Annotated in this window: 24 protein-coding genes and 3 tRNA genes; 8 read left to right on the top strand and 19 right to left on the bottom strand. The window is 65.8% G+C overall.

What is annotated here, in order from left to right; all coding sequences use genetic code 11:
- The 3 genes from EPO41_RS18235 to EPO41_RS18245 all read right to left on the bottom strand — a co-directional run.
- Window positions 1–119 (bottom strand): GTP-binding protein (locus EPO41_RS18235; protein ID WP_296328067.1); only part of this gene is annotated, 119 nt, incomplete at its 3' end.
- A 64-nt stretch (window positions 120–183) separates the two neighbouring features.
- Window positions 184–257 (bottom strand) — tRNA-Gly (locus EPO41_RS18240).
- Window positions 258–293: 36 nt separating this feature from the next.
- Window positions 294–380 (bottom strand) — tRNA-Tyr (locus tag EPO41_RS18245).
- 194 nt (window positions 381–574) lie between these two features.
- Between EPO41_RS18245 and rlmB the strand changes: the two genes are divergently transcribed.
- The gene (gene rlmB, locus EPO41_RS18250) at window positions 575–1,336 is read left to right on the top strand and encodes a 23S rRNA (guanosine(2251)-2'-O)-methyltransferase RlmB (protein WP_296327842.1); all 762 of its coding nucleotides are present in this window, start codon (window positions 575–577) and stop codon (window positions 1,334–1,336) included.
- 13 nt (window positions 1,337–1,349) lie between these two features.
- On the opposite strand, the gene EPO41_RS18255 is transcribed toward rlmB, so the two are convergent.
- Genes EPO41_RS18255 through EPO41_RS18270 form a run of 4 tightly spaced genes read right to left on the bottom strand, consistent with a single transcriptional unit; the run spans window position 1,350 to window position 7,051 of the window.
- Window positions 1,350–1,721, bottom strand: coding sequence for a hypothetical protein (locus EPO41_RS18255; RefSeq protein WP_296327845.1), 372 nt, complete (start codon window positions 1,719–1,721; stop codon window positions 1,350–1,352).
- A complete protein-coding gene (locus EPO41_RS18260) occupies window positions 1,718–4,903 on the bottom strand; it encodes a CusA/CzcA family heavy metal efflux RND transporter (protein ID WP_296327848.1) in 3,186 nt (1,061 codons plus the stop codon). Before EPO41_RS18260 ends, EPO41_RS18255 begins: the two co-directional genes overlap by 4 nt.
- Window positions 4,904–4,916: 13 nt before the next feature.
- The gene (gene ihpB / locus EPO41_RS18265) at window positions 4,917–5,894 is read right to left on the bottom strand and encodes a divalent metal ion exporter adaptor subunit IhpB (protein ID WP_296327851.1); all 978 of its coding nucleotides are present in this window, start codon (window positions 5,892–5,894) and stop codon (window positions 4,917–4,919) included.
- Window positions 5,891–7,051 carry a TolC family protein gene (locus tag EPO41_RS18270; protein ID WP_296327854.1) on the bottom strand — a complete coding sequence of 387 codons (1,161 nt, stop codon included), beginning with the start codon at window positions 7,049–7,051 and terminating at the stop codon, window positions 5,891–5,893. The genes ihpB and EPO41_RS18270 overlap by 4 nt, the downstream gene beginning before the upstream one ends.
- Window positions 7,052–7,744: 693 nt before the next feature.
- Here EPO41_RS18270 and EPO41_RS18275 point away from each other — a divergent pair.
- Window positions 7,745–7,819 (top strand) — tRNA-Thr (locus tag EPO41_RS18275).
- A gap of 4 nt (window positions 7,820–7,823) precedes the next feature.
- On the opposite strand, the gene EPO41_RS18280 is transcribed toward EPO41_RS18275, so the two are convergent.
- From EPO41_RS18280 to EPO41_RS18290, 3 genes are all read right to left on the bottom strand, one after another.
- A complete protein-coding gene (locus EPO41_RS18280) occupies window positions 7,824–8,600 on the bottom strand; it encodes a glycosyltransferase family 2 protein (RefSeq protein WP_296327857.1) in 777 nt (258 codons plus the stop codon).
- Between the two features lie 10 nt (window positions 8,601–8,610).
- Window positions 8,611–9,594, bottom strand: coding sequence for a UDP-glucose 4-epimerase GalE (galE, locus tag EPO41_RS18285; protein ID WP_296327860.1), 984 nt, complete (start codon window positions 9,592–9,594; stop codon window positions 8,611–8,613).
- A 64-nt stretch (window positions 9,595–9,658) separates the two neighbouring features.
- Window positions 9,659–11,413 (bottom strand): carbamoyltransferase C-terminal domain-containing protein, encoded by a 1,755-nt coding sequence (locus EPO41_RS18290; protein WP_296327863.1) that lies wholly within the window; start codon window positions 11,411–11,413, stop codon window positions 9,659–9,661.
- A gap of 307 nt (window positions 11,414–11,720) precedes the next feature.
- On the opposite strand from EPO41_RS18290, the gene EPO41_RS18295 reads away from it, so the two are divergent.
- From EPO41_RS18295 to EPO41_RS18305, 3 genes are all read left to right on the top strand, one after another.
- Entirely contained in the window at window positions 11,721–12,746 is a 1,026-nt protein-coding gene (locus tag EPO41_RS18295; RefSeq protein ID WP_296327866.1) for an NAD-dependent epimerase/dehydratase family protein, read from the top strand.
- 197 nt (window positions 12,747–12,943) lie between these two features.
- A complete protein-coding gene (locus tag EPO41_RS18300; protein WP_296327869.1) occupies window positions 12,944–14,503 on the top strand; it encodes a fatty acid--CoA ligase in 1,560 nt (519 codons plus the stop codon).
- 86 nt (window positions 14,504–14,589) lie between these two features.
- On the top strand, window positions 14,590–15,654 hold the full coding sequence (locus tag EPO41_RS18305) for a phosphotransferase (RefSeq protein WP_296327872.1): 1,065 nt from the start codon (window positions 14,590–14,592) through the stop codon (window positions 15,652–15,654).
- Between the two features lie 15 nt (window positions 15,655–15,669).
- On the opposite strand, the gene EPO41_RS18310 is transcribed toward EPO41_RS18305, so the two are convergent.
- The 4 genes from EPO41_RS18310 to EPO41_RS18325 are packed head-to-tail and all read right to left on the bottom strand — an operon-like array spanning window position 15,670 to window position 19,375.
- Window positions 15,670–16,407, bottom strand: coding sequence for an ABC-type transport auxiliary lipoprotein family protein (locus tag EPO41_RS18310; protein ID WP_296327875.1), 738 nt, complete (start codon window positions 16,405–16,407; stop codon window positions 15,670–15,672).
- The gene (locus tag EPO41_RS18315) at window positions 16,404–17,438 is read right to left on the bottom strand and encodes an MlaD family protein (protein ID WP_296327878.1); all 1,035 of its coding nucleotides are present in this window, start codon (window positions 17,436–17,438) and stop codon (window positions 16,404–16,406) included. Before EPO41_RS18315 ends, EPO41_RS18310 begins: the two co-directional genes overlap by 4 nt.
- Window positions 17,439–17,444: 6 nt before the next feature.
- Window positions 17,445–18,245 carry an ATP-binding cassette domain-containing protein gene (locus EPO41_RS18320; protein ID WP_296327881.1) on the bottom strand — a complete coding sequence of 267 codons (801 nt, stop codon included), beginning with the start codon at window positions 18,243–18,245 and terminating at the stop codon, window positions 17,445–17,447.
- Window positions 18,245–19,375, bottom strand: a complete 1,131-nt coding sequence (locus EPO41_RS18325; protein ID WP_296327884.1) for an ABC transporter permease — start codon at window positions 19,373–19,375, stop codon at window positions 18,245–18,247. Before EPO41_RS18325 ends, EPO41_RS18320 begins: the two co-directional genes overlap by 1 nt.
- A gap of 94 nt (window positions 19,376–19,469) precedes the next feature.
- Here EPO41_RS18325 and EPO41_RS18330 point away from each other — a divergent pair, with 94 nt between their 5' ends.
- A complete protein-coding gene (locus EPO41_RS18330; RefSeq protein ID WP_296327886.1) occupies window positions 19,470–20,291 on the top strand; it encodes a polyphosphate kinase in 822 nt (273 codons plus the stop codon).
- A gap of 4 nt (window positions 20,292–20,295) precedes the next feature.
- Here EPO41_RS18330 and rlmJ read toward each other — a convergent pair whose 3' ends face one another.
- Window positions 20,296–21,156 (bottom strand): 23S rRNA (adenine(2030)-N(6))-methyltransferase RlmJ, encoded by an 861-nt coding sequence (rlmJ, locus tag EPO41_RS18335; RefSeq protein WP_296327888.1) that lies wholly within the window; start codon window positions 21,154–21,156, stop codon window positions 20,296–20,298.
- 81 nt (window positions 21,157–21,237) lie between these two features.
- On the opposite strand from rlmJ, the gene EPO41_RS18340 reads away from it, so the two are divergent.
- Window positions 21,238–22,176, top strand: coding sequence for an acetamidase/formamidase family protein (locus EPO41_RS18340; protein ID WP_296327891.1), 939 nt, complete (start codon window positions 21,238–21,240; stop codon window positions 22,174–22,176).
- Between the two features lie 34 nt (window positions 22,177–22,210).
- Window positions 22,211–23,317, top strand: coding sequence for a pyridoxal-phosphate dependent enzyme (locus EPO41_RS18345; protein ID WP_296327894.1), 1,107 nt, complete (start codon window positions 22,211–22,213; stop codon window positions 23,315–23,317).
- A 247-nt stretch (window positions 23,318–23,564) separates the two neighbouring features.
- Here the strand turns inward: EPO41_RS18345 and EPO41_RS18350 are convergent, their stop codons facing one another.
- The 4 genes from EPO41_RS18350 to EPO41_RS18365 all read right to left on the bottom strand — a co-directional run bounded on the left by EPO41_RS18350 (window position 23,565) and on the right by EPO41_RS18365 (window position 26,604).
- Entirely contained in the window at window positions 23,565–23,852 is a 288-nt protein-coding gene (locus EPO41_RS18350) for a hypothetical protein (RefSeq protein ID WP_296327897.1), read from the bottom strand.
- Between the two features lie 69 nt (window positions 23,853–23,921).
- A complete protein-coding gene (locus tag EPO41_RS18355) occupies window positions 23,922–25,133 on the bottom strand; it encodes an MFS transporter (RefSeq protein WP_296327900.1) in 1,212 nt (403 codons plus the stop codon).
- A 68-nt stretch (window positions 25,134–25,201) separates the two neighbouring features.
- A complete protein-coding gene (locus EPO41_RS18360; RefSeq protein ID WP_296327903.1) occupies window positions 25,202–26,164 on the bottom strand; it encodes a tripartite tricarboxylate transporter substrate binding protein in 963 nt (320 codons plus the stop codon).
- Entirely contained in the window at window positions 26,161–26,604 is a 444-nt protein-coding gene (locus EPO41_RS18365; RefSeq protein ID WP_296327906.1) for an NfeD family protein, read from the bottom strand. Before EPO41_RS18365 ends, EPO41_RS18360 begins: the two co-directional genes overlap by 4 nt.
- Window positions 26,605–26,609 lie beyond the last annotated feature (5 nt).

Below are 26,609 nucleotides of genomic sequence, written 5' to 3' on the forward strand. Positions count from 1 at the left end.
CCCGTCTTCGCCAGGATCTTCGTGATCGCCGCCGTCAGCGACGTCTTCCCGTGATCAACGTGACCGATCGTTCCGATGTTGCAGTGCGGCTTGTTCCGCTCAAACTTCGCCTTCGACATGGTGTCACGACCCTCGTGATGCTTTCAGACACAGAACGAACTAGCTGGCCGACTTAGCCAAACCTGGAGCGGGTGAAGGGAATCGAACCCTCGTCGTAAGCTTGGAAGGCTTCTGCTCTACCATTGAGCTACACCCGCAACGCGCAAACAGAGCCGATCCCGCGCTATGATCGATGGTGGAGGGGGAAGGATTCGAACCTTCGTAGACGCGAAGTCGGCAGATTTACAGTCTGCTGCCATTGACCGCTCGGCCACCCCTCCGTCCCAACCGGCATAAACGGAAAAAGCCTGTAGGGGCGCGGAGATACAGCGGGTTCCAAGGACTAGCAAGTACTTCCTTGCAGGTTGAACAAATGCAGGCTCCCGGGGCCGTGGAATTGGGACCGGATCCGACGCCGCCCCCCCTCACGCCGGCCGATTTGCCCGTCCGGTCTGCGCGCCATACAAGGCTCGCCATGCCTCCCCGCCCCAATCGCCCGCACCGCCAGTCCCGTGGCGGCCACCAATCCGTCTGGATCTTTGGCCGCCACGCCGTGCTCGCCGCCCTCGCCAACCCCGACCGCCGCATCGAGCGGCTCTTCGCCACGCGCGAAATGGCCGAGCGCCATGCCGCCGAAATCGGCAAGACCGACAAGGCCATCGTCTCGCGCGAGGATTTGAACCAGCGCCTGCCCAATGGCTCCGTCCACCAGGGCATCGCCGCCCTGGTGGCGCCGCTGGAGGAGCCTGGCCTGGAAGATATCCTCGCTCGGTGTGGGGAAAATGCCCTCGTCCTGGTGCTCGACCAGGTGAGCGATCCGCACAATGTGGGCGCCATCCTGCGGTCGGCGGCCGCCTTCGGAGCGGCCGGCCTGATCGTGACCGACCGTCACACCCCCTCCGATACCGGCACCTTGGCCAAGGCCGCCTCCGGCGCACTCGAGGTCGTGCCGCTGGTGCGCGCCGTCAACCTTGCCCGCACGCTCGACCAGCTGAAGGAAGCGGGCTTCTGGACCTATGGGCTGGCCGAAACCGGCGATGCCCGGCTGGACAACCTCGACCTGAAGGGCCGGACCTGCATCGTCCTGGGCGCCGAAGGCGAAGGCCTGCGCCGGCTGACCGCCGAGAAATGCGACCGGCTGGTGACAATTCCCACCAGCGACGCCCTCTCCGCGCTCAATGTTTCCAATGCTGCCGCCGTCGCAGCCTACGAATGGGCGCGGCAGCGTCCCAGGTGAAGCGGGCCAAGTACTAGAATTTGACCTGACCCGATTTGCCGGCCGCGTTCTTCAGCACCAGCGTCACCTGGGCGCCAGTGGGGATCGCGGCCTTCGACTCGCCCTTCAGCGCGGTGTCGCCCGACGGCGCCAGTTGCACAGTCTCCCGGTTGCCGCCCGCCACGATCAGCACGGAGCCGGTGAAGCCTTTGGCCGACACTGGTTTGTTGTTCTCGTCGAGGATGTTGATGGTCACTGCATTGCCGGCAAGCACCAGTTCGGCATGCACGCCCACCACGTCCTGCACCGCCCCGCCATTGGGGCCCTTGGTGCTGCCGTGACTATGCTGCGCCGCGGCCATGCCGGCCCACAGCATCAGCGCCGCGGCGATCAGGAACTTCCTCATGCGATCTCCTCTTGTTGAACAGGCTTGTCACGATGGAACAGGGCGTACAGCGCCGGCAGGACGACCAGCGTCAGGATGGTCGACGAAATAATTCCGCCGATGACGACGGTGGCCAGCGGTCGCTGCACTTCGGCGCCCGCGCCGGTCGCGATCGCCATCGGCACGAAGCCGAGCGATGCGACGAGCGCGGTCATCAGCACGGGACGCAGTCGCTTCAAGGCGCCCTCGCGCACGGCTTGCGCCACGGAGCGGCCCTGGCTGCGCAATCCCTGGATGAACGAAATGATGACCAGCCCGTTCAGCACGGCCACGCCGGATAGCGCGATGAAGCCGATGCCGGCGCTGATCGAAAGCGGAATATCCCGCAGGATCAGGGCGGCCACGCCGCCGGTCAGGGCAAGCGGTACGCCGCTGAAGACCAGCAGCGCGTCGCCGACCGATCCCAGGCTCATGCACAGCAGGACGAAGATCAGCAGCAGCGCCACGGGCACGACGATGGCCAGTCGCTGCGACGCTCCGACGAGCTGCTCGAACTGGCCGCCCCAGCCGATCCAGTAGCCTGACGGCAGCTTCACCTGCTCGCCGACGCGCTTCTGCACTTCGCTGACGAAGGAGCCGAGATCCCGATCGCGCACATTGGCCGAGACGACGATGCGACGTTTGCCGTTCTCGCGGCTGATCTGGTTGGGGCCCGGGGCGATCTCGATCGAGGCCACGGCCGAGAGCGGCACATAGGGGGCGGCCGCACCGAGACCGGTCTGCACGATCGCCCGGCCGTTCTCCCGGCCGGCCACCTGGGCCGGAACGGGAATCGGCAGGGAAGACAACGCATCGACGTCGACACGCATCCTCTCGGGCAGCCGGATCACGATGTCGAAGCGGCGGTCGCCTTCGAAGATCAGCCCCGCCTCACGGCCGCCGACCGCGATCGCCACGACCTCCTGCAGTTCCGCCAGCGTGATGCCATAGCGCGCGAGGGCGGCGCGGTTGGGTTTCACCGTGAGCATCGGCAGGCCGCTCACCTGCTCCGTCTTCACGTCGGCCGCACCGGGCACGGCCTGCACGACTGCCTGTACCTTGTTGGCCACTGACAGCAGCGTGTCGAGATCGTCGCCGAAGATCTTGATGCCGAGATCGCTGCGAACGCCGGAGATCAGCTCGTTGAAACGCATCTGGATGGGCTGCGTGAACTCGTAGTTGTTGCCCGGGACATGCTCCACGCGCCTTTCGATCGCGGCAACCAGATCCGCCTTGGATCGGTTCGGATCCGGCCATTCCGAACGCGGCTTCAGCAGGATGAAATTGTCGGCGACATTGGGTGGCATCGGATCGGTCGCGACCTCGGCCGTGCCGATCTTGGCCGCGACCTCCTTGACCTCGGGAAATTCGAGGATCGCCTTCTCCAGCGCCTCCTGCATCTGCACGGATTGGGTCAGGCTGGTGCCGGGAATGCGCATCGCATGCATCGCGATGTCACCCTCGTCGAGCGAGGGGATGAACTCGCCGCCCATCCGCGACGCCGCCACGGCCGCGACACCGACCAGCATGAAGGCCATCGCGACCACCACGTAGCGCAGCCGGATGGCGCCTTCGAGCGCCGGCGCGTAGAGCCGTAGCGCGCCGCGCATGAAGAAGTTCTCTTTCTCGGAGACCTTGCCGGTGACCAGCAGCGCGACCGCGGCGGGAACCAGCGTCATCGAGAGGATGGCTGCCCCCAGCAGCGCCATGAGCACGGTGAGCGCCATCGGGGTAAACATTTTCCCTTCCACGCCGGTCAGCGTGAGGATCGGCAGGTAGACGACGCCGATGATCACCGTGCCGAACAGGCTCGGCTTGATAACCTCCTGCGCCCCGGCCAGGATCGTCCCGAAGCGCTCGTTGCGCGTCAGCAGGCGGCCGCGCCTGTGCTGTTCCTCGGCCAGCAGCCGGAGGCAATTCTCGACCACGATCACTGCGCCGTCGACGATGATGCCGAAGTCGATGGCGCCCAGGCTCATGAGATTGGCGCTGATATGGTTCTCGACCATGCCGGTGATGGTGAAGAGCATGGACAGCGGAATGACGCAGGCCGTGACGAAGGCTGCCCGGAAGTTGCCCAGGATCAGGAACAGCACGACGACGACCAGCAGCGCACCTTCGAGAAGGTTCTTCTCGACCGTCCAGACCGTGGCTTCGACGAGCTTGGTGCGGTCGTAGATCGCCCGCGCCACGACGCCGTCGGGCAGCGAGCGCGCGATCTCGTCCAGCCTGGCCCCCACGCGCTGCGCAGCCGTCCGGCTGTTCTCGCCGATCAGCAGCATCGTGGTGCCGATCACCGTCTCCTTGCCATCGAGCGTGGCCGCGCCTGTGCGTAGGTCGGTCCCTTCCTTGGCTTCCGCCACATCCGAGATCCGGATCGGCACGCCGCCGCGGGTTCCAATGACGATGTCGCGGATTTCCGGCAGCGTGTTCACCTGTCCCGGTGTGCGGACCAGATACTGCTCGCCGTTGCGCTCGATGTATCCTGCACCGACATTGGCGTTGTGAGTCGCCAGCGCCTGCATGACGTCGCGGAAGGTGAGGCGAAAGGCCATCAGCTTCGCGGGATCCGGCAGGACGTGGAACTGCTTCTCGTAGCCGCCGATCGTGTTGACCTCGACGATGCCCGGCACCGTCCGGAGCTGCGGCTTGATGATCCAGTCCTGGATGGTGCGCAGGTCGGTGGCCGAATAGGGCTCGCCGTCGGGCTTCTTCGCCCCGGGCTTGGCCTCGACCGCGTACATGTAGATCTCGCCAAGACCCGTCGAGACCGGGCCCATCGCCGTCTCGGTGCCGGGAGGCAGCTGCTCCTTCGCCTGCTGGATGCGCTCGTTCACGAGCTGGCGGGCGAAATAGATGTCCGTGCCGTCCTTGAACACGACGGTCACCTGGCTCAGGCCGTATCGCGAGAGCGAGCGCGTATATTCGAGCTTCGGCAGGCCGCCCATCGCCGTTTCCAGCGGAAAGGTGATGCGCTGCTCGACCTCGAGCGGCGAGTAGCCCGGCGCCATGGTATTGACCTGCACCTGGACGTTGGTGATGTCGGGCACCGCATCGATCGGCAGGCGCGTGAAGTTCCACGCGCCGAGCGCACCGACCGCGATGGCCGCAATGACGACGAGCCAGCGATTCTGGATGGAAAAGGCCAGTATCTTGTTGATCATCTGCGCTCTCGCCTCAGTGCTCGTGGGCGGCGCCGGCCTTGCCGATCTCCGCCTTGATCACGAAGCTGTTCCTGGCCGCATACACGTCGCCATCGACCAGGCCGAACAGGACCTCGACCCAGTCGGCATCCCGGTTGCCGAGCTCCACTTCCCGCACCGAGAAGGTGTCGCCGCTTCGCACGAAGACGACGTTCTTGCCCTCGAGCGTCTGCAGGGCACTGGCGCTGACGGCGACATCGACCGGCCGCGCCGACAGCACGACCTTGCCGTCCACGAACAGGCCGGGGCGCAGCCGCCCGCCGTTCGGCACGGTGGCCCGCGCGATGGCCGACTGGGTGTCGCTGGCGCCGATGGGCGAGAGATAGTCGAGCTTCGCCTCGATGGGGGCACCACCGTCGCCCACCTCGATCGACACGGCATCGCCGAGGCGAACCTTCGAGAAATCCTTCCGGAACACCGCGAAGTCGACCCACATGGTGGAGAGGTCGGCGATGGTGAAGATCGGCTTCGCTTCCGAGGCGAACTCGCCCAGCGTGCCGTCACGGTCGATCACCGTGCCGTCGCTCGGCGCCTTCAGTTCGTAGACCGTCAGGCTCTGGTTGCTCTCGACGGTCGCCAGCACCTCGTCCTTCTTTACCTTGTCCCCCAGCCGCTTGCGCATGCTGCGGATGACGCCGGGAAAGCGCGGCGTCACCTTGACCAGGGTCTCCTGATTGGGCTGCACGGTACCGTTCAATTGCAGCGTGTCGCGAAGCTCACGGGGACCGGCGGTGAGGAGCTCGATGCCCGCCGCCGCGATCTGCGCATCCGTGAGCTTCACGCCCTCGTCATGCCCATGCTGCTCCTTCTCGCCATGGCCGCCCTTGGTCGAAGCGGCCTTGGACTGGTTGGCAAACCGCGAATCGAAGACGTAGAAGCCGGCAGCGGCCAGGATGCCGGCACAGACGATGGCGACCGCCAGATAGCCGAGTGCCTTCTTTACGGATTTCATTGTCGCGTCCTCGTAACGGTCACAGGGCTCGCGGTGAGGCCCTCGATGGTGGCAACGGCCGAATGGAAGCTCGTCAGCGCCTCGTGCTCCTTCAGCTCCGCGTCGGCGACGGCCTGGTAGGCATCCAGGATTTCCAGCACCGTGAAGCGGCCCTGCCCGTACCCGGCCTCGATCGTCGCGTAGGTCTGGCGCGCCGCCGGCAGGATCGTCTTGCGGATGAGGTCGAGCTGCAGGAGCTGGTTGTTCGCGGTGTCGTGGGCTTTCGCTACGACGGTGATCAGGGCGAGCCGGTTGGAGGCGCGTTCCGAGTGGGCCTTGCGGGAATTCTCTGCCGCTTCCTGGATGCCACCGCGGTTCCGGTCCAGCACCGGAAACGGCATCGACACGCCCAGCCTGACCGCGCTCTGCTGCGTGTCGGAGTAATAGCGCCAGCCGACGCTGGCCGTGACGTCGGGAATGGGTTTCAGGCGTGCGACCAGCAGTTCGCCATCGCGCTGGGCGCGCACGGCCGTCCAACGCATGAGCTGGGGATTGTCGTCGATCGCCTTGATCAGCGCCTCGAGGGGCGCCGGACGGACCAGCCGGCCCAAATCGCCGGAAACCGACGTGAAATCGGGCAGGTCGCGGCCCATCAACCCGGCGAGTTCCCGGCGGGCCACGGCAAACGCCAGGCGCGTACGCTCCCGCTCGAGCCTCGTCATGCCGACTGCCGTCTGGGTCCGCGTGGCTTCGGACGGCGAAGAGGCCCCGGCTTCTACCCGCCGCTGCATCAGGGGGACAAGCCTTTCCAGGGTCGCGGCCTGCCGATCCAGGATCTGGATGCGGCGCTGCGCCGACACGGCTTCGACGAAGGCGAGGGTCATCTCCGACAGAAGTTCCAGCCGTGCCGCTTCCTTCTCCCACCGCATGGCGTCGGCATCGCCGAGCGCTGCCGAAACGCGCGCGTCGCGCTTGCCGCCGAGTTCGATGAGCTGGCTCAGCATCAGCGTCGTCTCGGCCCCACCGACAGCCTCCGAATTTCCCGGTGCGAAGTTGTCGATCTCAAATCCGATCGTCGGATTGGGCATCGCGCCGGCCTGCTGCCGGCGGCCCTCCGACATGCCGATGTTGCGATCGGCGATGACCAGGCGCGGGTTGCCCCTAACGGCCTGCAGCAAGGCGTGACGAAGAGTGAGTCCCCCGTTCGACGTCCGATGCTGAGGCGGAGTCTGCGACGAGGCTCCCTTCGCATGCGTGACAACGAGCAGCGCTGCGCACAACGCTCCGACGACGCGGATTGACATGACCTGATCCCGAAAATGCAATCATCTGCGCGTCGTGCAGGAATCTCCGGCACGACGGACGAAACGCAACGAGATCAGCTCTTGGGGGGTGGCCCCGCTATACGCAGGGAGACGGCGGACAGCCAGACAAGGCGTCCTTCCGGTATGCCAGTAGAAGCGGCCGAGACGTGCAGAGGCGTTACAGCGTTGAAATACGGGGCAACCGAGCAGCTATGACAGGCCTCGGCAGTCGACCCACCGTGAGTCCCTTGTTCGTCGGCAGCACTGGAAACCACGGTCTGCCCCGCTTCCGCGTTGCTCGCCCGAACATCCCCGGCAACATGGAGAACACTGGCAATCGCGAGGGACAGAACGCAAAGCATCCGGACGAAGCGGGCGCTCCGTCGGAAAACAAGCGCCAGTCGCTGGGCTGCCACGTTCAACATCCGCCCCTTATTTCGTAAGGAGTCGGAGTTATACAATCACTCAGTTGAAGCCGCGTCGTTGCGCCTCGGATGCGAGGCCATCGTCGTTGTGAGTGGACGCACGGCTTCACGAAGGGCTAAGAAAGCGGCCGCCCTGGGGCCAGCCGGGTTAGCACAGCGGTAGTGCAGCGGTTTTGTAAACCGAAGGTCGGGGGTTCGATCCCCTCACCCGGCACCAATCCTCATTTCGTCCCGCTGGACAGGCGGCGGTCCAGCAGCTCCAGGGCGAGCAGAACCTCCGCCAGCAAGCGCTGGAAGGCATAGAACCACCCGGCCCTGCCGTCGAGGATCGCACCCTTCGCGAACAGCACATAGCCCAGCACCAGGATCGGCGCGGGCCAGCCCATCAGGCGTATCCTGTCGACCCTGCCCAGCCGTTCGCGTGGCATCTCAAGGAGATGCGCCGCCTCGCGTGCGGCGTATTTGAGTTGCGAACCGAGCCAGCGCGACAGCGGCTTGCGATCGTCGTGATAGATCACGCCCTTGAGGTCCGAAATCCGCCCCTGCAGGCGGATGCGATGCCCGTGACCCTCGTTCTCGTAGCGTGCGCCGGCGACGCGATAGAGCACGGTGCGCGGCGGATAGAGCGTGCCACGCAGCGGGCGGCCGTAGATCCGATAGACGAACGCCGCCCTGTAGCCCCTGTCTTCGACGGCGGGTCGAAGCCCTGTCAGTTCCGAGACGAGGGCGTCGCTCAGCTCGTAGTCGGCGTCGAGCGACAGGACCCAGTCGGTACGGATGTGCGTCAACCCGAAATTGCACTGCTCCGCGAAGCTGTCGAACGGCCGAGGGATGACCTCGATGCGCGGATCCTTCGCCAGCATGTCGAGCGTGCCGTCGGTGCTGCCGCTGTCGATCGCCACGATGCACTTGGCCCAGTCGAGCTTCGCCAGCGTCCGTTCGATGTTCTGGATTTCGTTGAAGGTGATCAGCAGCGGCGTGACGGTATCGCGGTCCATGCGCGGCGCCTCAGCGGGCCTTTGCCTTCATCGCGCACGACCGCCTCTCCGTCATCCAGGTCCAGGCGGTGCGGATGATGTCGTCGATCGACGAATGAGCCGGCGCCCAGTCGAGTGCCTGCCGCGCCTGCGCCACGTCGGCCACCAGGATCGGGGGATCTCCGGCCCGGCGGGGCGCGTCGACGGTGTGGATCTTACGGCCGGTGAGCACCCGCGCCCGCGCGATCAGGTCGCCGATGCTGGCACCGTGGCCGGCACCGAGATTGTAGGCCTGGAAGCTGCCGGCCTTGCAGCGCGTCAGCGCGGCGACGTGGGCGGCCGCCAGATCGGTCACGTGGACATAGTCGCGAACGCAGGTGCCGTCCGGCGTGTCGTAGTCTGTGCCGAAGACGGAAATGTCCGCCCGCACTCCATGCGCGGCCTGCAGCACCAGCGGGATGATATGGGTTTCGGGATCGTGCTCCTCGCCCAGCTCGCCGTCGGGATCGGCGCCGCCCGCATTGAAATACCGCAGCGCCATGGCGCCGAGACTGTGCGCGGCACAGGCGTCGCGCAGGATCTGCTCACCCATCAGCTTGGTGCGACCGTAGGTGTTGATCGGCCGCTGCCACATGCCCTCGACGACCGGCAGGCGGTCGGGCACACCATAGGTCGCGCAACTGCTCGAAAAAACGATGAAGCCCACGTCGTGCGCCCGCATCACCTCGATCAGCGTGATCATGCCGGCGACGTTGTTGCGATAGTAGCGGATCGGCTCCGCCATCGATTCGCCCACATAGGCCAAGGCGGCGAAGTTGATGACCGCCTCGGGCCTGTGGTCGCGCATAGCGGCAGACAGCGCCACGGGATCGTTGATGTCGCCCTGGACCAGCGGCCCCCACTTCACCGACCAGGCATGGCCGGTGTGCAGGTTGTCGTAGACGATCGGCAAGTGGCCTGCCCGGGCGAGCGCCTTGCACGTATGCGAGCCGATATAGCCTGCGCCCCCCGTCACCAGTACCCGCACTATGCCGTCCCCCGCTCGAATGCCTTTTGGGCAGGATAGCTCAATTGCATGGCTAGCGCTGGATCAGCGTGTCGCCCAGCACGAGGACATCCATCTTGGTGCGCAGGAAGCAGTCGATCGCCTCCTCGGGTCTGCAGACCACGGGCTCGTTCTCGTTGAAGCTGGTGTTGAGCACGATCGGCACGCCCGTCAGGTCGCGGAACGCCGAGATCAGCCGGGCGTAGCGCGGGTTGCCCGCCCAGGTGACGGTCTGTAGGCGTCCGGTGCCGTCGACATGGGTGACGGCGGGAATCTCCTTCCGCTTCTCCTCGCGGATGCGGAAGACCTGCATCATGAAGGGCACGTCGTCGTCGGTCTCGAACCACTGCGGCACCGCTTCGCGCAGGATCGACGGCGCGAAGGGACGGAAGGATTCCCGCCGCTTGATCTTGAGGTTGAGGATGTCCTTCATGTCGGCGCGGCGTGGATCGCCCAGGATCGAGCGGTTTCCAAGGGCGCGCGGGCCCCATTCCAGGCGCCCCTGGAACCAGCCGATCACCTTGCCTTCGGAGATCGCCTGTGCCGTGTGCCGGCAGAGCGTCGCTTCGTCGGCAATGCGCTCGATTCGGCAGCCGGCGGCATCGAAATCGGCACCCCGGCGGGCGATGGCTGCCGCGATCTCGTCCGGTGTCGCCGACGGGCCCCAATAGGCATGGTCCATCACGAAGTGACGCCTGGCCGCCGCGCCGCCGATCCTGTGCCAGGTCGCGAAGGCTGCACCGATCGCGCCGCCCGCATCGCCGCCCGCCGACTGGACGTAGAGCTTCCGGAACGGCGTGCGCTCCAGCACCTTGCCGTTGGCCACCGAATTGTAGGCGCAGCCGCCCGCCAGCACGACGGCATCGGCGCCGTAGCGCGCATGCAGGGCGTTGAGCAGGTTGAAGAAGGCGTTCTCGTAGGTCACCTGGGTGGAGCGCGCGATGTCCCGGTGCTTGTCCTCCAGCGGTGCGGCGGGATCGCGTACCGGACCGAGCAGCTTCACCAGCTCGTCGCTCCACAGGCGGCCGCCGGACGGGATGCCGTCCTTCACCTGGTAGTTGGCACCCTCTCCCGAGGCATGGCGGAAGTAGCGCAGGTCAAGCGCGAAAGTCCCGTCGTTCCTGAGCCGCACGATCTCCTTCATCTGCTCGACGAAGGACGGCTGGCCGTAGGGTGCGAGGCCCATGACCTTGTACTCATCGCCATAGTGCGGGAAGCCGATGAACTGGGTCATCGCCTCGTAGAAGACGCCCAGCGAATGCGGGAAATAGACCCGGCCGTCGACTGACAGGGTGCCACCCTCGCCCAATCCCCAGGCCGCTGAGGAGAAGTCGCCGAACCCGTCGACCGAGACCGCCACTGCCTTATCGTATGGCGAGACCAGGAAGGCCGAGGCGAGGTGACAGAGATGATGCTCCACCGCGTGCGCCGCGCCGCGGAACTCCTGGTCCGGCAGATGGCGCTTCAGATTGCCTGCGATGTCGGCCCGCTCGCCGCGATTGCGCAGCCGGCTCATCACGTAATTCAGGCTGACCCCCGAGGTCAGCGCGTAGGCAAGCTTGCGCCAGCGATTGGCCCTGTTGTCACTGTTGATCGCCACATGGTCGACATCGCCCAGCGATATGCCGGCCTCCGCGAGGCAGTAGCGGATCGATTCGCTGGGGAAACCGCCCCAATGCTTGATCCGGCGAAAGCGCTCTTCTTCGACGGCAGCGACCAGTTCTCCATCCTTGACGAGGCAGGCGGCCGCATCGGCGTGATAGGCGTTGAGGCCGAGAATATAGGTCATGTTGACTGGTCGAACATCGGGAGCAAATTACGCCTATGTGGTTGGTATAGATCAATTTTTACGGCGGACCACCTTTTTCACCGGCCTTGCAGTTTCCTCCCTGCCCGGTCGCGGCATTATCGCGCACGGCTCCCGCAACACGGCGACCGCTTGACGAGGCCGGCCGTTCCTAGCAAACGGACATCCTCGCGCGGCCCTTCCCCCTCCCGGGGCCCCGATCGCGTGCTCGCCCGAGGCGTGGAGCCGCCCTCGCAAGTCGCTGATAAGTCGGATAAAACCCCTCGCTTCGATCGAAAGGCTTTCGTGCATGTCCAAGAATGATCTCGTCGTCGTGACCGGCGCCGGTGGCTTTATCGGCGGCCATCTGGTGAAGGTCCTGCAGCAGCGCGGGCACACCAGGATCCGCGCGGTCGACGTGAAACCCCTCGAGGAGTGGTACCAGAAGATCCCCGGCGTCGAGAACCAGGTGGGCGATCTTGCCCTGCTCGAGCCCTGCCGCAAGGCCGCCAAGGGTGCCGCGATGATCTACAACCTGGCCGCCGACATGGGCGGCATGGGCTTCATCGAGACCCACAAGGCCGAGTGCATGCTGTCGGTGCTGATCAGCACCCACATGCTGGTCGCCGCGAAGGAGGCCGGCGTGCCGCGCTTCTTCTATTCCTCGTCGGCCTGCGTCTACAACGGCGACAAGCAGACCGACGCCAACGTCACGGCGCTGAAGGAAGAAGACGCCTACCCCGCGCTGCCGGAAGACGGCTACGGCTGGGAGAAGCTGTTCAGCGAGCGCATGGCCCGCCACTATCGCGAGGATTACGGCATCGCCACCCGCGTGGCCCGCTATCACAACGTCTACGGTCCGGAAGGCACCTATGACGGCGGCCGCGAAAAGGCCCCGGCCGCGATGTGCCGCAAGGTCATCGCCGCCAAGCTCTCGGGCAAGCACGAGATCGAGATCTGGGGCGACGGCGAGCAGACCCGTTCGTTCATGTACATCGACGACTGCACCGAGGGCACGATCAAGCTCGCGGAGAGCGACATCATCGAGCCGCTGAACATCGGCAGCGACGAGCTGGTCAGCATCAACACGCTGGTCGACATCGTCGAGAAGATCGCCGGCATCAAGCTGAAGCGCAGCTACAAGCTGGACGCGCCCAAGGGCGTGCGCGGCCGCAACAGCGACAACACGCTGATCAAGAAGCTGATGAACTGGGCCCCGTCCATCCGTCTCGAGGACGGCATGGAGAAGACCTACAACTGGATCTACGACGAGATGACCTCGGGCAAGGCCTCGGTCGTCAACGCGCTGCCGAAGCAGGCCCTGGCAGCTCAATAAATCGCCGACGATCTATCGTCTTTCCAGGCGCCGCGAGGGAGACCTCGCGGCGTTTGCATTTGGCAGGATTGAACACGCCCCCGCCCCGAGCGGTCGACGCCTCGCGATCAAACTCTTGAATTCACTGCGAAACCACCGAAGGATGCCCCTGCCCGGCCGCCGCGAAGGACGGGCCAATATCGCAAGGGAAACGTCCTATGAGTATCGAAATGGTGGGCCTGGCCGACATCGTGCGCGCCCATGGCGTGGCGCGGCCGGACACGGTGGCGATCGTCCATGAAGGCCGGATTACGACCTACGGTGCGCTCGACCGCGCCTCGAGCCGCATCGCCAGCGGCCTGATCGCCGAAGGCGTCAGGCCGCAGGTCCGTGTCGCCCATCTCGACAAGAGCAGTGACGTCTTTTTCGAACTGTTGTTCGGCGTCGCCAAGGCCGGCGCCGTGATGGTGTCGGTCAACTGGCGCCTGGCGCCGCCCGAGGTCCTGCAGATCGTGAATGATGCGGAGGCCGAGATTCTCTTCGTCGGCGAGGAGTATTTCCCGGTCGTCGAGAAGATCCACGACCAGTTGAAGACCGTCCGCAAGATCGTGACCCTGGGACCGCGCCACGGGACCTGGGAGGCCTTCGCCGCATGGCGGGACAACCATCCCGACAGCGACCCTCACCTGCCCGCCCGGCCCCAGGACACGGCCATACAGTTCTACACCAGCGGCACCACGGGCCTGCCAAAGGGTGCGGAACTCACCAACGCCAACTTCGCCTTCATGTTCGAGCAATGGACGCGGAGCTGGCAGATGAAACCCGGCACCCAGAACATCGTCTGCCTGCCGATGTTCCATATCGGCGGCGCGGGCTGGGCGATCGCCGGCCTCTTCGCCGGCGCCACCAACCACGTGGTGCGCGAGTTCGTGCCCGCCCGCGTGCTCCAGATCATCGAGCGCGACCGTATCGAGGTCATGCTGCTGGTACCGGCCATGATCCTTTTCCTGGTGCAGTCGCCGCAGATCCGCGAGACCGACCTGTCGAGCCTGCGCCTGATCGTCTATGGCGCTGCGCCGATCCCGGCAGAGCTGTTGAAGCAGGCGATGGCGATCTTCGGTTGCGGATTCCAGCAGGTCTACGGCCTCACCGAGACGACAGGCGCCATCACCCTTTTGCCGGCCGAGGATCACGATCCTTCGGATGCGAGGAAGCTCCTGTCCTGCGGCTTTGCCCAGGTCGGCGTCGAACTGCGCATCGTCGACGATACGGGCGTCGACGTGACCGCCGGCACGGTCGGCGAGATCGCAATCCGCTCGCCGCAGGTCATGCGCGGCTACTGGCGCCTGCCCGACGCCACCAAACGCGCCATCCAGGGCGACTGGTTCTTCACCGGGGACGCGGGCTATCTCGACGAGAAGGGCTACCTCTTCATTTACGATCGCGTGAAGGACATGATCGTTTCGGGCGGCGAGAACATCTATCCGGCCGAGGTCGAAAGCGCTCTGTTCGGCCATCCTGCTGTCGCCGACGTGGCGGTGATCGGCGTGCCCGACGAACGCTGGGGCGAGGCCGTGAAGGCCGTCGTGGTGTGCAAGGCCGACGCAGACGTGACGCCGGGCGACCTGATCGGCTGGGCCCGCGAACGAATCGCGGGCTACAAGCTGCCCAAGTCCGTGGACTTCATCGAAGCGTTGCCGCGCAATCCGACCGGCAAGATCCTGAAGCGCGAACTGCGAAAACCCTACTGGGAAGGCCGGGAGCGCAACATCAACTGAGCCAGTCGGCTCCTCACCTGATCGCCCTGCGGACCCTCCCGCAAACGCGCCTCGAATTTCCGATACGACGGTTCTAGAACAATCCCATGTCCAATCTGCCCGACAATCTCACGCCCGTCCGCCCGGCCCATGTCTTCGACGAAGCCCGGCTCGCCGACTACATGAAGGCCAATGTCGAGGGCTATCGCGGCCCGATCAGCGTGCTGCAGTTCGAGGGCGGGCAGAGCAACCCGACCTTCCATGTCACCGACGGCGGCGGGAACCAGTATGTCCTGCGCAAGAAGCCGCCAGGAAAGCTGCTGCCCTCGGCCCACCAGGTCGACCGCGAATATCGCGTGATCAAGGCACTGGCAGACCATACCGATGTGCCGGTCCCGAAGCCCTACGCGCTCTGCCAGGACGATTCCGTGATCGGCACCGCATTCTACATCATGCAGTTCCTGCCGGGCCGCGTCTTCGCCGACGTCAGGATGCCCGGCGTCTCGCCGGCCGATCGCGGCAAGATCTTCGACTCGATGAACGACGTGCTGGCGCGCCTGCACAATGTCGACTATCGCGCCGTCGGCCTCGGGGACTATGGCCGCGAGGGCCAGTACATCCAGCGCCAGATCGCGCGCTGGTCGAGCCAGTACGACCTCGCCCGCACCGAAGACATCGAATCGATGGAAGCCCTGAAGAAGTGGCTGCCGGAGAACATCCCGCCGGGCGACGAGACGCGCATCAACCATGGCGACTATCGCCTCGGCAACACGATCGTGCACCCGACCGAGCCGCGCGTCATCGCGGTCCTCGATTGGGAACTCTCGACGCTCGGCCATCCGCTGGCCGACCTCGGCTACAACTGCATGATGTACCATTTCGGCGAAGGCTTTGGCGCCTCGGGCGGCTATGCCGGCCAGGACCTCAAGGCCTTCGGCATCCCGACCGAGCAGGAATACCTCGCTGCCTACGCCCGCCGGACCGGCCGCAAGGAAGTGCCGGCCTGGAACTTCTACCTCGCCTTTTCCTTGTTCCGCCTCGCCGCCATCGTGCAGGGCGTCTACAAGCGTGGCCTCGACGGCAATGCCTCTTCGGAGACGGCGACCAAGTATGGCAACCGGGCCCGCGCAATGGCCGATCTCGCCTGGAAGATGGTCGAGAAGCGCGCCTGAGCGCGCTTCGACTTCCTATTCGTCCGTGTAGGGTACCATCGAGGCGTCGTTGCCTCTCGGGCAGTTTGCACTGTCGATGATGGCGTTGGCCGGATTGCGGTAGCGCGCAATGTCATAGGGCGCCGACTCGCTCGGCGGCTGCGCCGGAGGCGTCCGGAGCGTCCAGGACACCAGCTGCTTGATCACACTGCCCAGGGCCTGGTCGAAGGCTTCGACGACTTTCGGCACCTTGTCGGCGCGCGCCCGGACGCAGCGTTCGAAGGAAGCGACGCCGATGATCTGCCGGTCGGGCATGCGCACCAGCTTGGCGATGATGCGGACCTTCACGATCGGCGGCTGCCCGTAAAAGTACATCGCCTCGAAATTGCGCAGGTCGGGCTGCAGCACGTAATTGGCGCGCAACGCGATCGACTCGCGCGAGACCGCCACGATCTTGCGTGTGTTCTCGAAGGAATCAACGATGCGGGTCTGCACCATCAGCGGCGCCCGGTCGGTCCATGCCACCTTGGCATAGTAGTCCGTCGAGGTCGGCGTCATGGCGATGGCGATGCGGCCGGTGTTGAGATTGGCCGCGGCCACCGGCGCCTCCACCGCGAGCTGCCAATAGACCGAAGGCAGATCGGCATCGAAGGTGCTCTTGGGCGAGACGGTGTAGAGGTCGGTCGGGTCGCCGACCGAGTCGACGGCACTGACGAACGAGCAGCTCGAGAGGAGGGCAACGGCGGCCGCACAGGCGGCCAGGCAACGGATCATTTCGGCGTATATCCCTGCTTGCCGCTGAACACGAAATTGGCCGGGTCGCGCTCCAGTCGTGTGGCGATGACGTTGAGGTTGGCGGTGAGCTGGCGCAGGTCGCGAAGCGCCAGGGAGAACTCGGTCAGGCCGGTCTCAGTGAAATTCCGGATCGGACGGCTGTTGTCCGTGACCAGCTTGTTGAGCTGGCCGGCCGCGGAGTCGATGTTGGCCAACGCCTTCCGCGCTTCGTCCAGCGCCTTGCGCAGTTCGCCCGGATCCCTGCCGGCCAGCGCCTTGCGCGTTGCGGCATCCTGCGGCCCGATCTCCTGGGCGATCAGGGTCAGCGACTCCGAGAGGTCGTTGAGCTTGGCGAAGGTCTTGCGGAACTCGGCTACGGCCTGCGGCAGCTCGGCCAGCGTGGTCTGAATGGCGGCGTCGGACTTGGCGAAGGCATTGGTCGCCGTCTGCAGGTTGCGCAGCGTGTCGGTGACGGCGCCGATATTGTCGGGGCTCAGCAGGTCGTTCAGCCGATCGACCGTGGTGCTGGCCTTAGTCAGCAGCTCCTGCGCCGAGGTCGAGGTCGCCTGCAGGAACGAGGCCCCCTCGCGGATTTCCGGATAAGGCTTGTCGCCCAGCTTCTTTTTCGGCTTCACCTGGTCGACGTCGAGGCGGCCGACGATCTGGATGAAAGGCGCCCCGGCGATGAACGGCTTTTCGAACACGGCATAGGAGCGGTCGCGGATGTCGATCGACCAGTCGACGGCCACCGTCACCTCGATCTTCTCCGTCAACCGTTCACGACCGGTGGACCGCTGGGTGTCGACGCGCGAGGTGAGCTGGATATTGGCGACCCGGCCGACGCGCAGGCCACGATAGAACACCGGCGAATCGAGGGTCAGTCCCTGCACGTCACCCGAGAAGAGAATATCGTAGTAGGCGTACGACGTGCGGTCGCCGGCGCGCAGCTTCCAGATCACGAAGCCGGCCACGGCGGCGACGAACAGGATCATCGCCGCGCCGATCAGCACATAGGGCGATTTTCTTTCCATCGAACGCTACTTATGCTCCTGACGCGCTGCGCGCCCTCGCGGCCCGTGGAAATATTCCCGGACCCAGGGATGATCGTATTCCAACAGTTCCTCCATGGTACCTACCACGACGCGCTTGTCGAGAAGGACCGCGATGCGATCGCAGACGGCATTCAGGCTGTCGAGATCGTGGGTAACCATCAGGATGGTAAGGCCTAGGCTGTGGGAAAGCCCCTTCACCAGCTCGTCGTAATGTGCCGCGCCGATCGGGTCGAGACCGGCCGTCGGCTCGTCGAGGAACAGGAGCTCGGCATCGAGCGCCAGGGCGCGCGCCAGGCTGGCGCGTTTACGCATGCCGCCGGAAAGCTCCGACGGCTTCTTCTCGCCGGTGTCGGGCGGCAGACCGACCATCGCCACCTTCAGCGCCGCGATCTCGCGCATCGTGTCTTCCTCGAGTTGGGCATGCTCGCGGATGGGGACGATGATGTTCTCGGTGACGCTCAACGAGGAAAACAGCGCGCCGTCCTGGAATTGGACGCCCGTGCGCGCCAGCATCTCGCGCTTGGCTTTGCCGTGCAGGGTGCCGGTGTCGACCCCGAGCATCTCGATCGTGCCCTCACGCGCCTCGTTCAGACCGATGATGGTCTTCAACAGCACCGATTTGCCGGTCCCGGAGCCTCCCACCAGACCGACAATCTCGCCCCGGAATACGTCGAAATCGAGATTGTTATGGATCACCTTGTCGCCGAACTGCGTGCGGATTCCCCGCAGGCGCAGCACGACCTCGCGGCCGTCGCGGTGATCGACGATCTGCCCTCCTTCGGCCATCAGACGCCGGCGAGCAGGAAGATGACGGAGAACACGGCGTCGAGCACGATCACGCAGAAGATCGATTCGACCACCGACTTGGTCGTGAGTTGGCCCACGCTCTCGGCGCTGCCGCGGACCTGGAGCCCTTCGAAGCAGCCGATGGTGGCGATCACGATGCCGAACACCGGCGCCTTGATCATGCCGGTGTAGAAATGCCAGGCGCCGACCGTGTCGCGCAGCCGGTCGAAGAATTGGACGAAGGTGAAGTCCAGATAGACGGTGCAGGCGACGGCGCCGCCCAGCAGGCCCGCCATGTCGCCCCAGAAGGCCAGGAGCGGCATCGAAATGAGCAAGGCGCTGATCCGCGGCAGGACCAGCCATTCGACGGGATTGAGGCCGATCGTGCGCATCGCGTCGACCTCCTGGTTGACCTGCATCGTGCCGATCTGGGCGGTGAAGGCGCTGCCCGAACGGCCGGCGACGATGATCGCGGTCAGCAACGGCCCCAGCTCGCGGAACATGCCGATCCCGACGGCCTCCACCGTGAAGGTCTCGGCGCCGAACTGCTTGAGCTGCTGGACGCCCTGATAGGCGATGACGACGCCGATCAGGAAGCAGAGCACGCCCACGATCACCAGCGCGCGGATCCAGACCTCGTACATCTGCCTGACCACGGCGCTCGGCCGGAAGCGCTTGGGCTGCAGAAGGGCCTCGACGAAGACGACCAGGATCTCGCCGAAGAAAGCGCAGAGGTTGAGGATTTGCTTGTAGAAATCGATCGTGCCGCGCCCGATCTCCTCCAGCCAGTGCGCCAGCCAGTTGACGCGACGGTCGGGATGGGCCTCGCACATGTTCTCGCGGACGACCTTGAACAGGTCGGCCTGCGCCTGGTCCCTGGTCTCGACCTCGGGATCGGTGCCACAGCCCGCAAGTTGCAGGATTTCCAGCGCGCCCGCGGTATCGACCCGTTCGAGCCCCTTGGCATCGACGGTATGCGCACCCTTCGCCCCCGCGCCCGCAGCCTGCAACGCCTTCTCGGCCTTCTTGCGGATTCCGCGAACGCTGAACACGGTCCAGGTTCCGCCGACTTCGACGACGGGCTTGCCCGCGCGCTCCGTGTAACGAATTGTGGGTTCCGCTTCGACCATCGGTGATGATTAGTCGTCGCGCAGGTTAACGCTGTCAATCGCCCTGCATTGCTCCCGTGGCGTACCGCTGTCACGATCGGGCGGGGAGGACTCAATGGGCAAGTGGCCGCGTCTGGACAAGATCGAGATGATCGACGGTCCGATCGACAAAGAGAGCTATGAAGACCAGCTCGGGAAACTGCAGCAGAGGCTGCTCGACCTGCATATCCACCATCTGCGGACCGGCGGGCGCGTGATGATCGCCATCGATGGGTGGGATGCCGCCGGCAAGGGCGGCCTGATCGAGCGCATGATGGCCGGTCTGGAGCCGAAATCGATTCAGGTCTGGCGCATCGGCGCGCCGACGCCCGAGGAACAGGGCCGGCACTATCTCTGGCGCTTCTGGACCCGCCTGCCGACTCCCGGCAACTGGGCGATTTTCGACCGTACCTGGTACGGCCGCGTCCTGGTCGAACGCATCGAGGGATTCTGCGACAAGGCCCAGTGGAAGCGCGCCTACCGCGAGATCAACGAATTCGAGCGACAGCTGACCGACGATGGCGTGCACATCGTCAAGCTGCTCGTCCATGTCAGCGCCGAGGAACAGAAGAAGCGGATGATCGAGCGGCTGGAAAAGCCCAGCAAGCACTACAAGATCGGCCTGGAGGACTTCCGCAACATCGCCAGGCGCAAGCAGTACCTCGACGCCTACGACGACATGCTCGAGCAGACCGACACGGATTGCGCACCATGGCACGTCATCGCCACCGACGAGAAGATGCATGCGCGGCTGAAGGGCCTGCAGATCGTGGCCGACAGGCTGGGCAAGGGCGTGAAGATCGAGGATCGCGCGCTCGATCCCAGGATCGCGGAGGCAGCCTACGAAATGTGGGGCTGGCGACCGGGCAAGGGCGCCAAGGGCACGGACGAAGAATAGACTCTCAGGCCTGGGCCGGGGTGCCGCCCGGCGCGGCGGAGAAGTTCGCGCGGACACCGGGCCCCAGCCGGGCCGCGATCCACGGCAGCGCCTCGCGCATCGCCTCCTCGAACTTCCATGGCGGATTGACGACGACCAGGCCGCAGGTCGCGAGCTTGCCGTCCGGCGTGCGCGGCCCGAGGTCCAGCTCCATGTTCAGGTACTTCGCACCGGCCAGCGACGTGATGAAGTCCGACACCGGCGCCCCATCCTTGATCGGGTACCAGATCGCGTAGCAGCCGGTGGCGAAGCGGCGCAGCCCGTGCCGCACCGCGCGCGTCAGCACCTCGAACTCGTCGGTCGCCTCGAAGGGCGGATCGATCAGCACGAGGGCCCGACGCTCGACCGGCGGCAGCAACGCCTTGACCGCGTGATAGCCGTCGGCCTGACGCACCTCGACCGCGCGGTCGCCGGCGAACTCGCGCTTCAGCAGCATCGCCTCCTCGGGATGCTTCTCGCAGGCGACGAAGCGGTCGCCCGGGCGCAGGGCCGCCCGGACCAGCCGCGGCGAGCCGGGATAGCGATGGAGCGCGCCGCCCGCCGGCCCGAACTTGCGGTCATAGGCCTGGACCGCCGCCAGATAGCGCGCGACGGCGCCCGGCATGCCCGTCCGGCTCTCGGCCATCAGTCGCCCGATGCCAGCCTCCGCCTCGCCTGTACGCCGAGCCTGCGCGCCGGCGAGATCGTAGCCGCCAGCGCCCGCATGCGTGTCGAGCACGAACAGCTTCTTGTCCTTGGCGGTCAGCAGGCGCAGCAGTTCGCACAGTGCGGTGTGCTTCAGCAGGTCGGCGAAGTTGCCGGCGTGATAGCCATGGCGGTAGTTCACGAAGGTTTCTGGCCCGATTTGAGATGAGTCCCCGGGCACGGTATGTGCTTCGGGCGCGGGACACTACAATTGAGGATCGAAATGGCCAACCACGAGCTGCATTCTTCGCCCGAGACCTGCCATTGGGGCTATTTCGACAGCCAGCTCCCGCCGCAGCTTCGCATCAAGTCGGGCGACACGGCCACGATCCACTGCGTGTCCGGTGCAGCCGAAATCCTGCCGAGCGAGCCGTTCAACGTCCTGCCCGAGCATCGCGAGATCCTCTCCAAGCTGAAGCCGCATATCGGCCGGCACATCCTGACCGGGCCGGTCCATGTCGAAGGCGCCGAGCGCGGCGACGCGCTGGCGGTCGAGGTGCTCGACATCAAGTTCCGCACCAACTGGGGGTGGAACGTGCAGCGGCCGCTGATGGGCACGCTGCCCGAAGACTTCCCCTTCTTCCGCCTGACCCACATCCCGATCGATTCCAACCGCGGCGTCTGCACCATGCCGTGGGGCACCGAGATCGAGCTCAAGCCGTTCTTCGGCATCATGGGCGTCGCCCCGCCGCCGGAATGGGGCCAGTGCAGCTCGGTCGAGCCGCGTGCCTTCGGCGGCAACATCGACAACAAGCATTTCCGGGTCGGCACGACGGTCTACTTCCCGGTCTTCGCCGACGGCGGCCTGTTCTCGACCGGTGACGGCCATGGCGTGCAGGGCGACGGCGAGGTCAACCTGACGGCGCTCGAGACCAGCCTGAGCGGCACCTTCAAGTTCACCCTTCACAAGGGCATGAAGCTCAACAACCCGCGCGCCGAGACGGCGACGCACTGGATCACCCACGGTTTCGACCAGGATCTCGACGACGCCGCCAAGGAAGCGCTGCGCGACATGATCCGGCTGATCACCGCCAAGACCGGCCTCAAGCCCGAGGACGCCTACATGCTCTGCAGCCTGCAGGCCGACCTGCACGTCACGCAGACGGTGGACGGCAACAAGGGCATCCACTGCATGATCGAGAAGAAGATCATCGGCGGTTGACGCTAGCGGACCGGAGCAGCGGGCGAGCGGAACCATGACGCACCTTCAGCTTCTCGACGAGGCGGTTGCCCGTCACAACGATGCCGAATGGTCCCGCCGCGCGCTGGATCTGATCCGCAACGACCAGCGCCGCTCGGCCGACACGCACCTGCTGCGGCTCGACCTGCCGGTGCTCGAGGGGATCGACGTCTATCTCAAGGACGAATCGACCCATCCCACCGGCAGCCTCAAGCACCGGCTGGCGCGCTCGCTGTTCCTCTATGGCATCTGCAACGGGCGGATTCGGCAGGACACGCCGATCGTCGAGGCCTCGTCGGGCTCGACGGCGATTTCGGAGGCCTATTTCGCGCGTCTGCTGGGCCTGCCCTTCCATGCCGTCATGTCGGCCTCGACCTCGGCGGAGAAGATCGCGGAGATCGAGCGGCAGCACGGCAAGTGCCACCTCGTGGCCGACGGTCGCGGCATCTACGCCGCCGCCGAGGCCCTCGCGACCGAACTGCGCGGCGTCTATGTCGACCAGTTCACTTATGCCGAGCGGGCAACCGACTGGCGCGGCAACAACAACATCGCCGAATCGATCTTCGAGCAGATGAGCCGCGAGCCGCATCCGGTTCCGACCTGGATCGTGATGAGCGCCGGCACCGGCGGGACCACCGCGACCCTCGGCCGGTACATCCGCTACATGCGCTACGCCACGCGGCTCTGCGTCGCCGATCCGGAGTTCTCGGCCTTCTTCGAGGCCTTCGCCAAAGGCAACCTCCAGGCGACCTGCGACCGCGGCTCCCGCATCGAGGGGATCGGCCGGCCGCGGGTCGAGCCGTCGTTCCTGCCCAACATGATCGATCGCATGATGCGCGTGCCCGACGCCCAGTCCCTGGCCGGCATGCGGGTCCTCTCGCGGCTGCTCGGCCGCAAGGTCGGCGGCTCGACCGGCACCAACTTCGTGGCGCTGTGCATCCTCACGTCGCGCATGAAGGCGGAAGGCCGCACGGGATCGCTGGTGTCGCTGATCTGCGACAGCGGCGAGCGCTACGGGCACACCTATTACAACGACGAATGGGTCGCCGCGCAGGGCCTCGACCTGGGGCCGCACGAGCGGGCGCTGGAAGCCTTCCTGAAGGACGGCGACGCGATCATCTAGAGCCGGGGGCTCCCGGTTCGAGCGCATTCCGACGCCTTGCGCCGGCGCCGTCCCGCACGCCCCGTGCGGATATCTCGCCATATCCCTGCCCCCGACGCCCGGAAACTGCCCGCGGGAGCATTTTTTCCTTTCGTCTGTTTCGGATATTTCGTTGGTTTCGATTATCGGCCCCGATGACGGCGCCGGGCCGCTCGACAAGCCCCATTGCCAGCAACGCAAGCGCAATTTGGCGCCCGGCGTTGCACCCTTACTGTTGGGCCCGCGGCGGCGGCTTCCTGGCCGGCGGCGGCGTCATCGGCCTCAGGGGTTCTTCGGTGATCGGATAGCGCGGCAGCTCGCTGATCTCGGCCGATCCGGGCATCGGCAGGATCGCCTGGTTCTTCCAGTTCGGCCCGGCGGTGGCGCCGTTCCCGCCGGACACCGGCGGTCCCGATTCCTGCATGGTGCTGAAGTCGGAGTTGAAACGCTGGGGCTGGGCATAGGCCGCTGCGCTGCACACGGCGACGGCCAGCAAGGCGGACAAGGCCACTTTCATCGGACTCTCCGGGTTCTGTTGTCCCATCAACTCGGAAAGCGGCGCCGCCGTTGCGTAGCCTGCGCAGATTTATGCCGGTTGGGCGGTGGTCGCGCGCTGCGATGAGGATAGCGGCGGGAAGGTCAGCGCGATCGCGACGGCGGCCAGGCCCATGCCGAACGACGCGATGTAGAGATAGCCGTAACCGTGGAAGGTATCGAAGATCCAGCCACCCACCGCCGGCCCCAGAGCCATGCCGAGGCTCGAGATCATCGCCGCGCCGCCGAACACCGTGCCCATGATGCGCATCGGGAAGTATTCGCGGGCGAGGACGGCATAGAGCGGCATCACGCCGCCATAGGCCATGCCGAACAGGACGGCGACGGCGTAGAACTCCCCCGCATCGCGCGTGAAGTAGTAGCTGCCGGCGCCGACCGCCTGGACCATCAGGCCGGCGACGACGACCCGCCGCGCGCCGAACCGGTCACCCAGCAGCCCGAACAAGATGCGACCGCCGAGGCCCGCCAGCCCTTCGACGCTGTAGATGGTGACGGCCGTCATGGCCGGCAGGCCGCAGGCCAGCGCATAGCTCACCGTGTGGAAGATCGGACCGGAATGCGCGGCGCAGCAGAAGAAGAAGGTGAGCGAGAGCACGATGAACTGCGGCGAACGCAGCGCCTGCCCGACCGTCATCCCCTCGCCGCCCTCCGCCGGTATGCCGGACGACGCCTCGGCCGGAACGGGCGCAGCGCGCACGAGGAGCGCCGCCGGCACCAGCAGCACCCAGGCGACGATGGCGATCGTCAACTGTGCCGTGCGCCAATCGTACGAGGAGACAAGCCACTGGGCGAAGGGCGAGACGGTCATCGGCGCCACGCCCATGCCGGCCGAAACCAGCGAGACGGCGAGGCTGCGGTGCCTGTCGAACCAGCCGGTGACGGTGGCGATCATCGGCGCGAACACCGCACCGGCCGCGACGCCCACCACGATGCCGTAGATGAGCTGGAACTCGAGCAGGCTGGTCGCGCGGCTGGCCAGCGCCAGCCCGAGGCCCAGCAGGACGGCGCCGGAGAGGACGACGATACGCGGCCCGAACGTGTCGCTGAGTGCCCCCCACCCGAAGGCTGCGATGCCCATGGTCAGGAAATCGAGCGTCATGGCGCTCGAGATACCGGTACGAGACCAGCCCGTCGCCTCCGACATGGGCTGCAGGAAGACCGCCAGCGAGAACAAGGCACCGATCGCGACGCACCCCATCAGCGCGCCGGCAGCGACGATCACCCATCCATAAGACCGTTCCATCGCGATCCTCCTTGAGGAAGCCAAAACTTAACCAATTAGTTAATAATTGGCAAGGAGACCTGCGACGGTCACTCCGGTTTGATGTTGGCCTCGCGGATGAGACGGCCGAAGCGCTCGTATTCCTGGGCGTTGAAGCGCGTGAACTGCTCGACCGTCATGGTGCCGGGCTCGCCGCCCAGGCCCCGGAGCTTCGCCTGTACGTCGGGGAGCGCCACGATCCGGATCAGTTCGGCCTGCAGGCGCGCGACTACGTCCGGAGGCGTACCCGCGGTCACGTAGACCGCGTACCACGTCGTCATGTCGAAGCCCGACAGTCCTGCTTCGGCGAGCGTCGGCACGTCCGGCAGCTCGCTGCTGCGGCGCTCCGAGGTGACGGCCAGTGGCTTGAACTTGCCCGCCTTGATCTGGCCCATCGACGAGGAGGTCGTGTCGAACATCATCTGGACGTTGCCGCCGATGATGTCGAGATGCGCCTGCGCGCTGCCCTTGTAGGGCACATGCATTCCCTTCACGCCCGCCGCCACATCGAAGGCCTCGCCGGCGATGTGCTGGGTGCTGCCGACACCCGACGAGGCATACTTGAACTCGCCAGGACGGGCCTTCATCGCCGCGATCAGTTCGGCGACCGAGTTCACCGGCACCGATGCGCCGACGACCAGCACGTTGGGCACGTTCACCACGAGGCCGATCGGGATCAGGTCCTTGATCGGGTCGAAGCCGAGCTTGAGCAGATGCGGCGCGATCGCCTGCCCGGTGTTGGTGGCCACGAGGAGGGTATGGCCATCGGGCGGTGCCTTGGCCGTGAGATCGGCGGCGATCGTGTTGGAAGCGCCGGGCTTGTTTTCGACGACGAAGGTGCCCTTCATCACCTCGGCGAGCTTCTCCGCCAGCATGCGCGCCACGATGTCGGTGCCACCGCCGGCATTGGCGCCGACCATCAGGCGGACCGTCCTGGCCGGATAAGGCGTCTGCGCATGGCCGGCCGGCGGCACGAGCAGAACCGGGAGGGCCAACAGGGATCTGCGCTTCATGGGGCGGGCTCCACGGCGAGTTCGGTGCCGCTCACCGACTTCACGCGCACCTTGGCGCCCCTTGCCATGTCGGGGCCGGTCACGCTCCAGCTTCCATCGCCCAGGATGACCCTGCCGCGGCCGTTCAGGATCGGCTCGTCGAGCACGATGACTCGGCCGACCAGCGCCTCGCCCCGGGCATTGAGCGTCGACGTCGGCGGATTGTCGGCATGCTGCAGCCGGCGCAGGGTCCGGCGCAGGCTGACGGCGGCGGCGACCGAGATCACCGCGAAGGTGAGAAGCTGCAGTTCGATCGACAGATCGGGCACGACCAGGAGGAAGAGGCCCGCCGTCGCCGCTCCGATGGCGAGGAAGAGGAAGACGACCCCGGGCAGCATCATCTCGAAGACGAGCAGCACGGCGGCGACCGCCCACCAGTACCAGAAGACCAGCTTGAACATCACGG

Origin of the sequence: Reyranella sp. (assembly GCF_004297265.1) — a bacterium.
Classification (GTDB): domain Bacteria; phylum Pseudomonadota; class Alphaproteobacteria; order Reyranellales; family Reyranellaceae; genus Reyranella.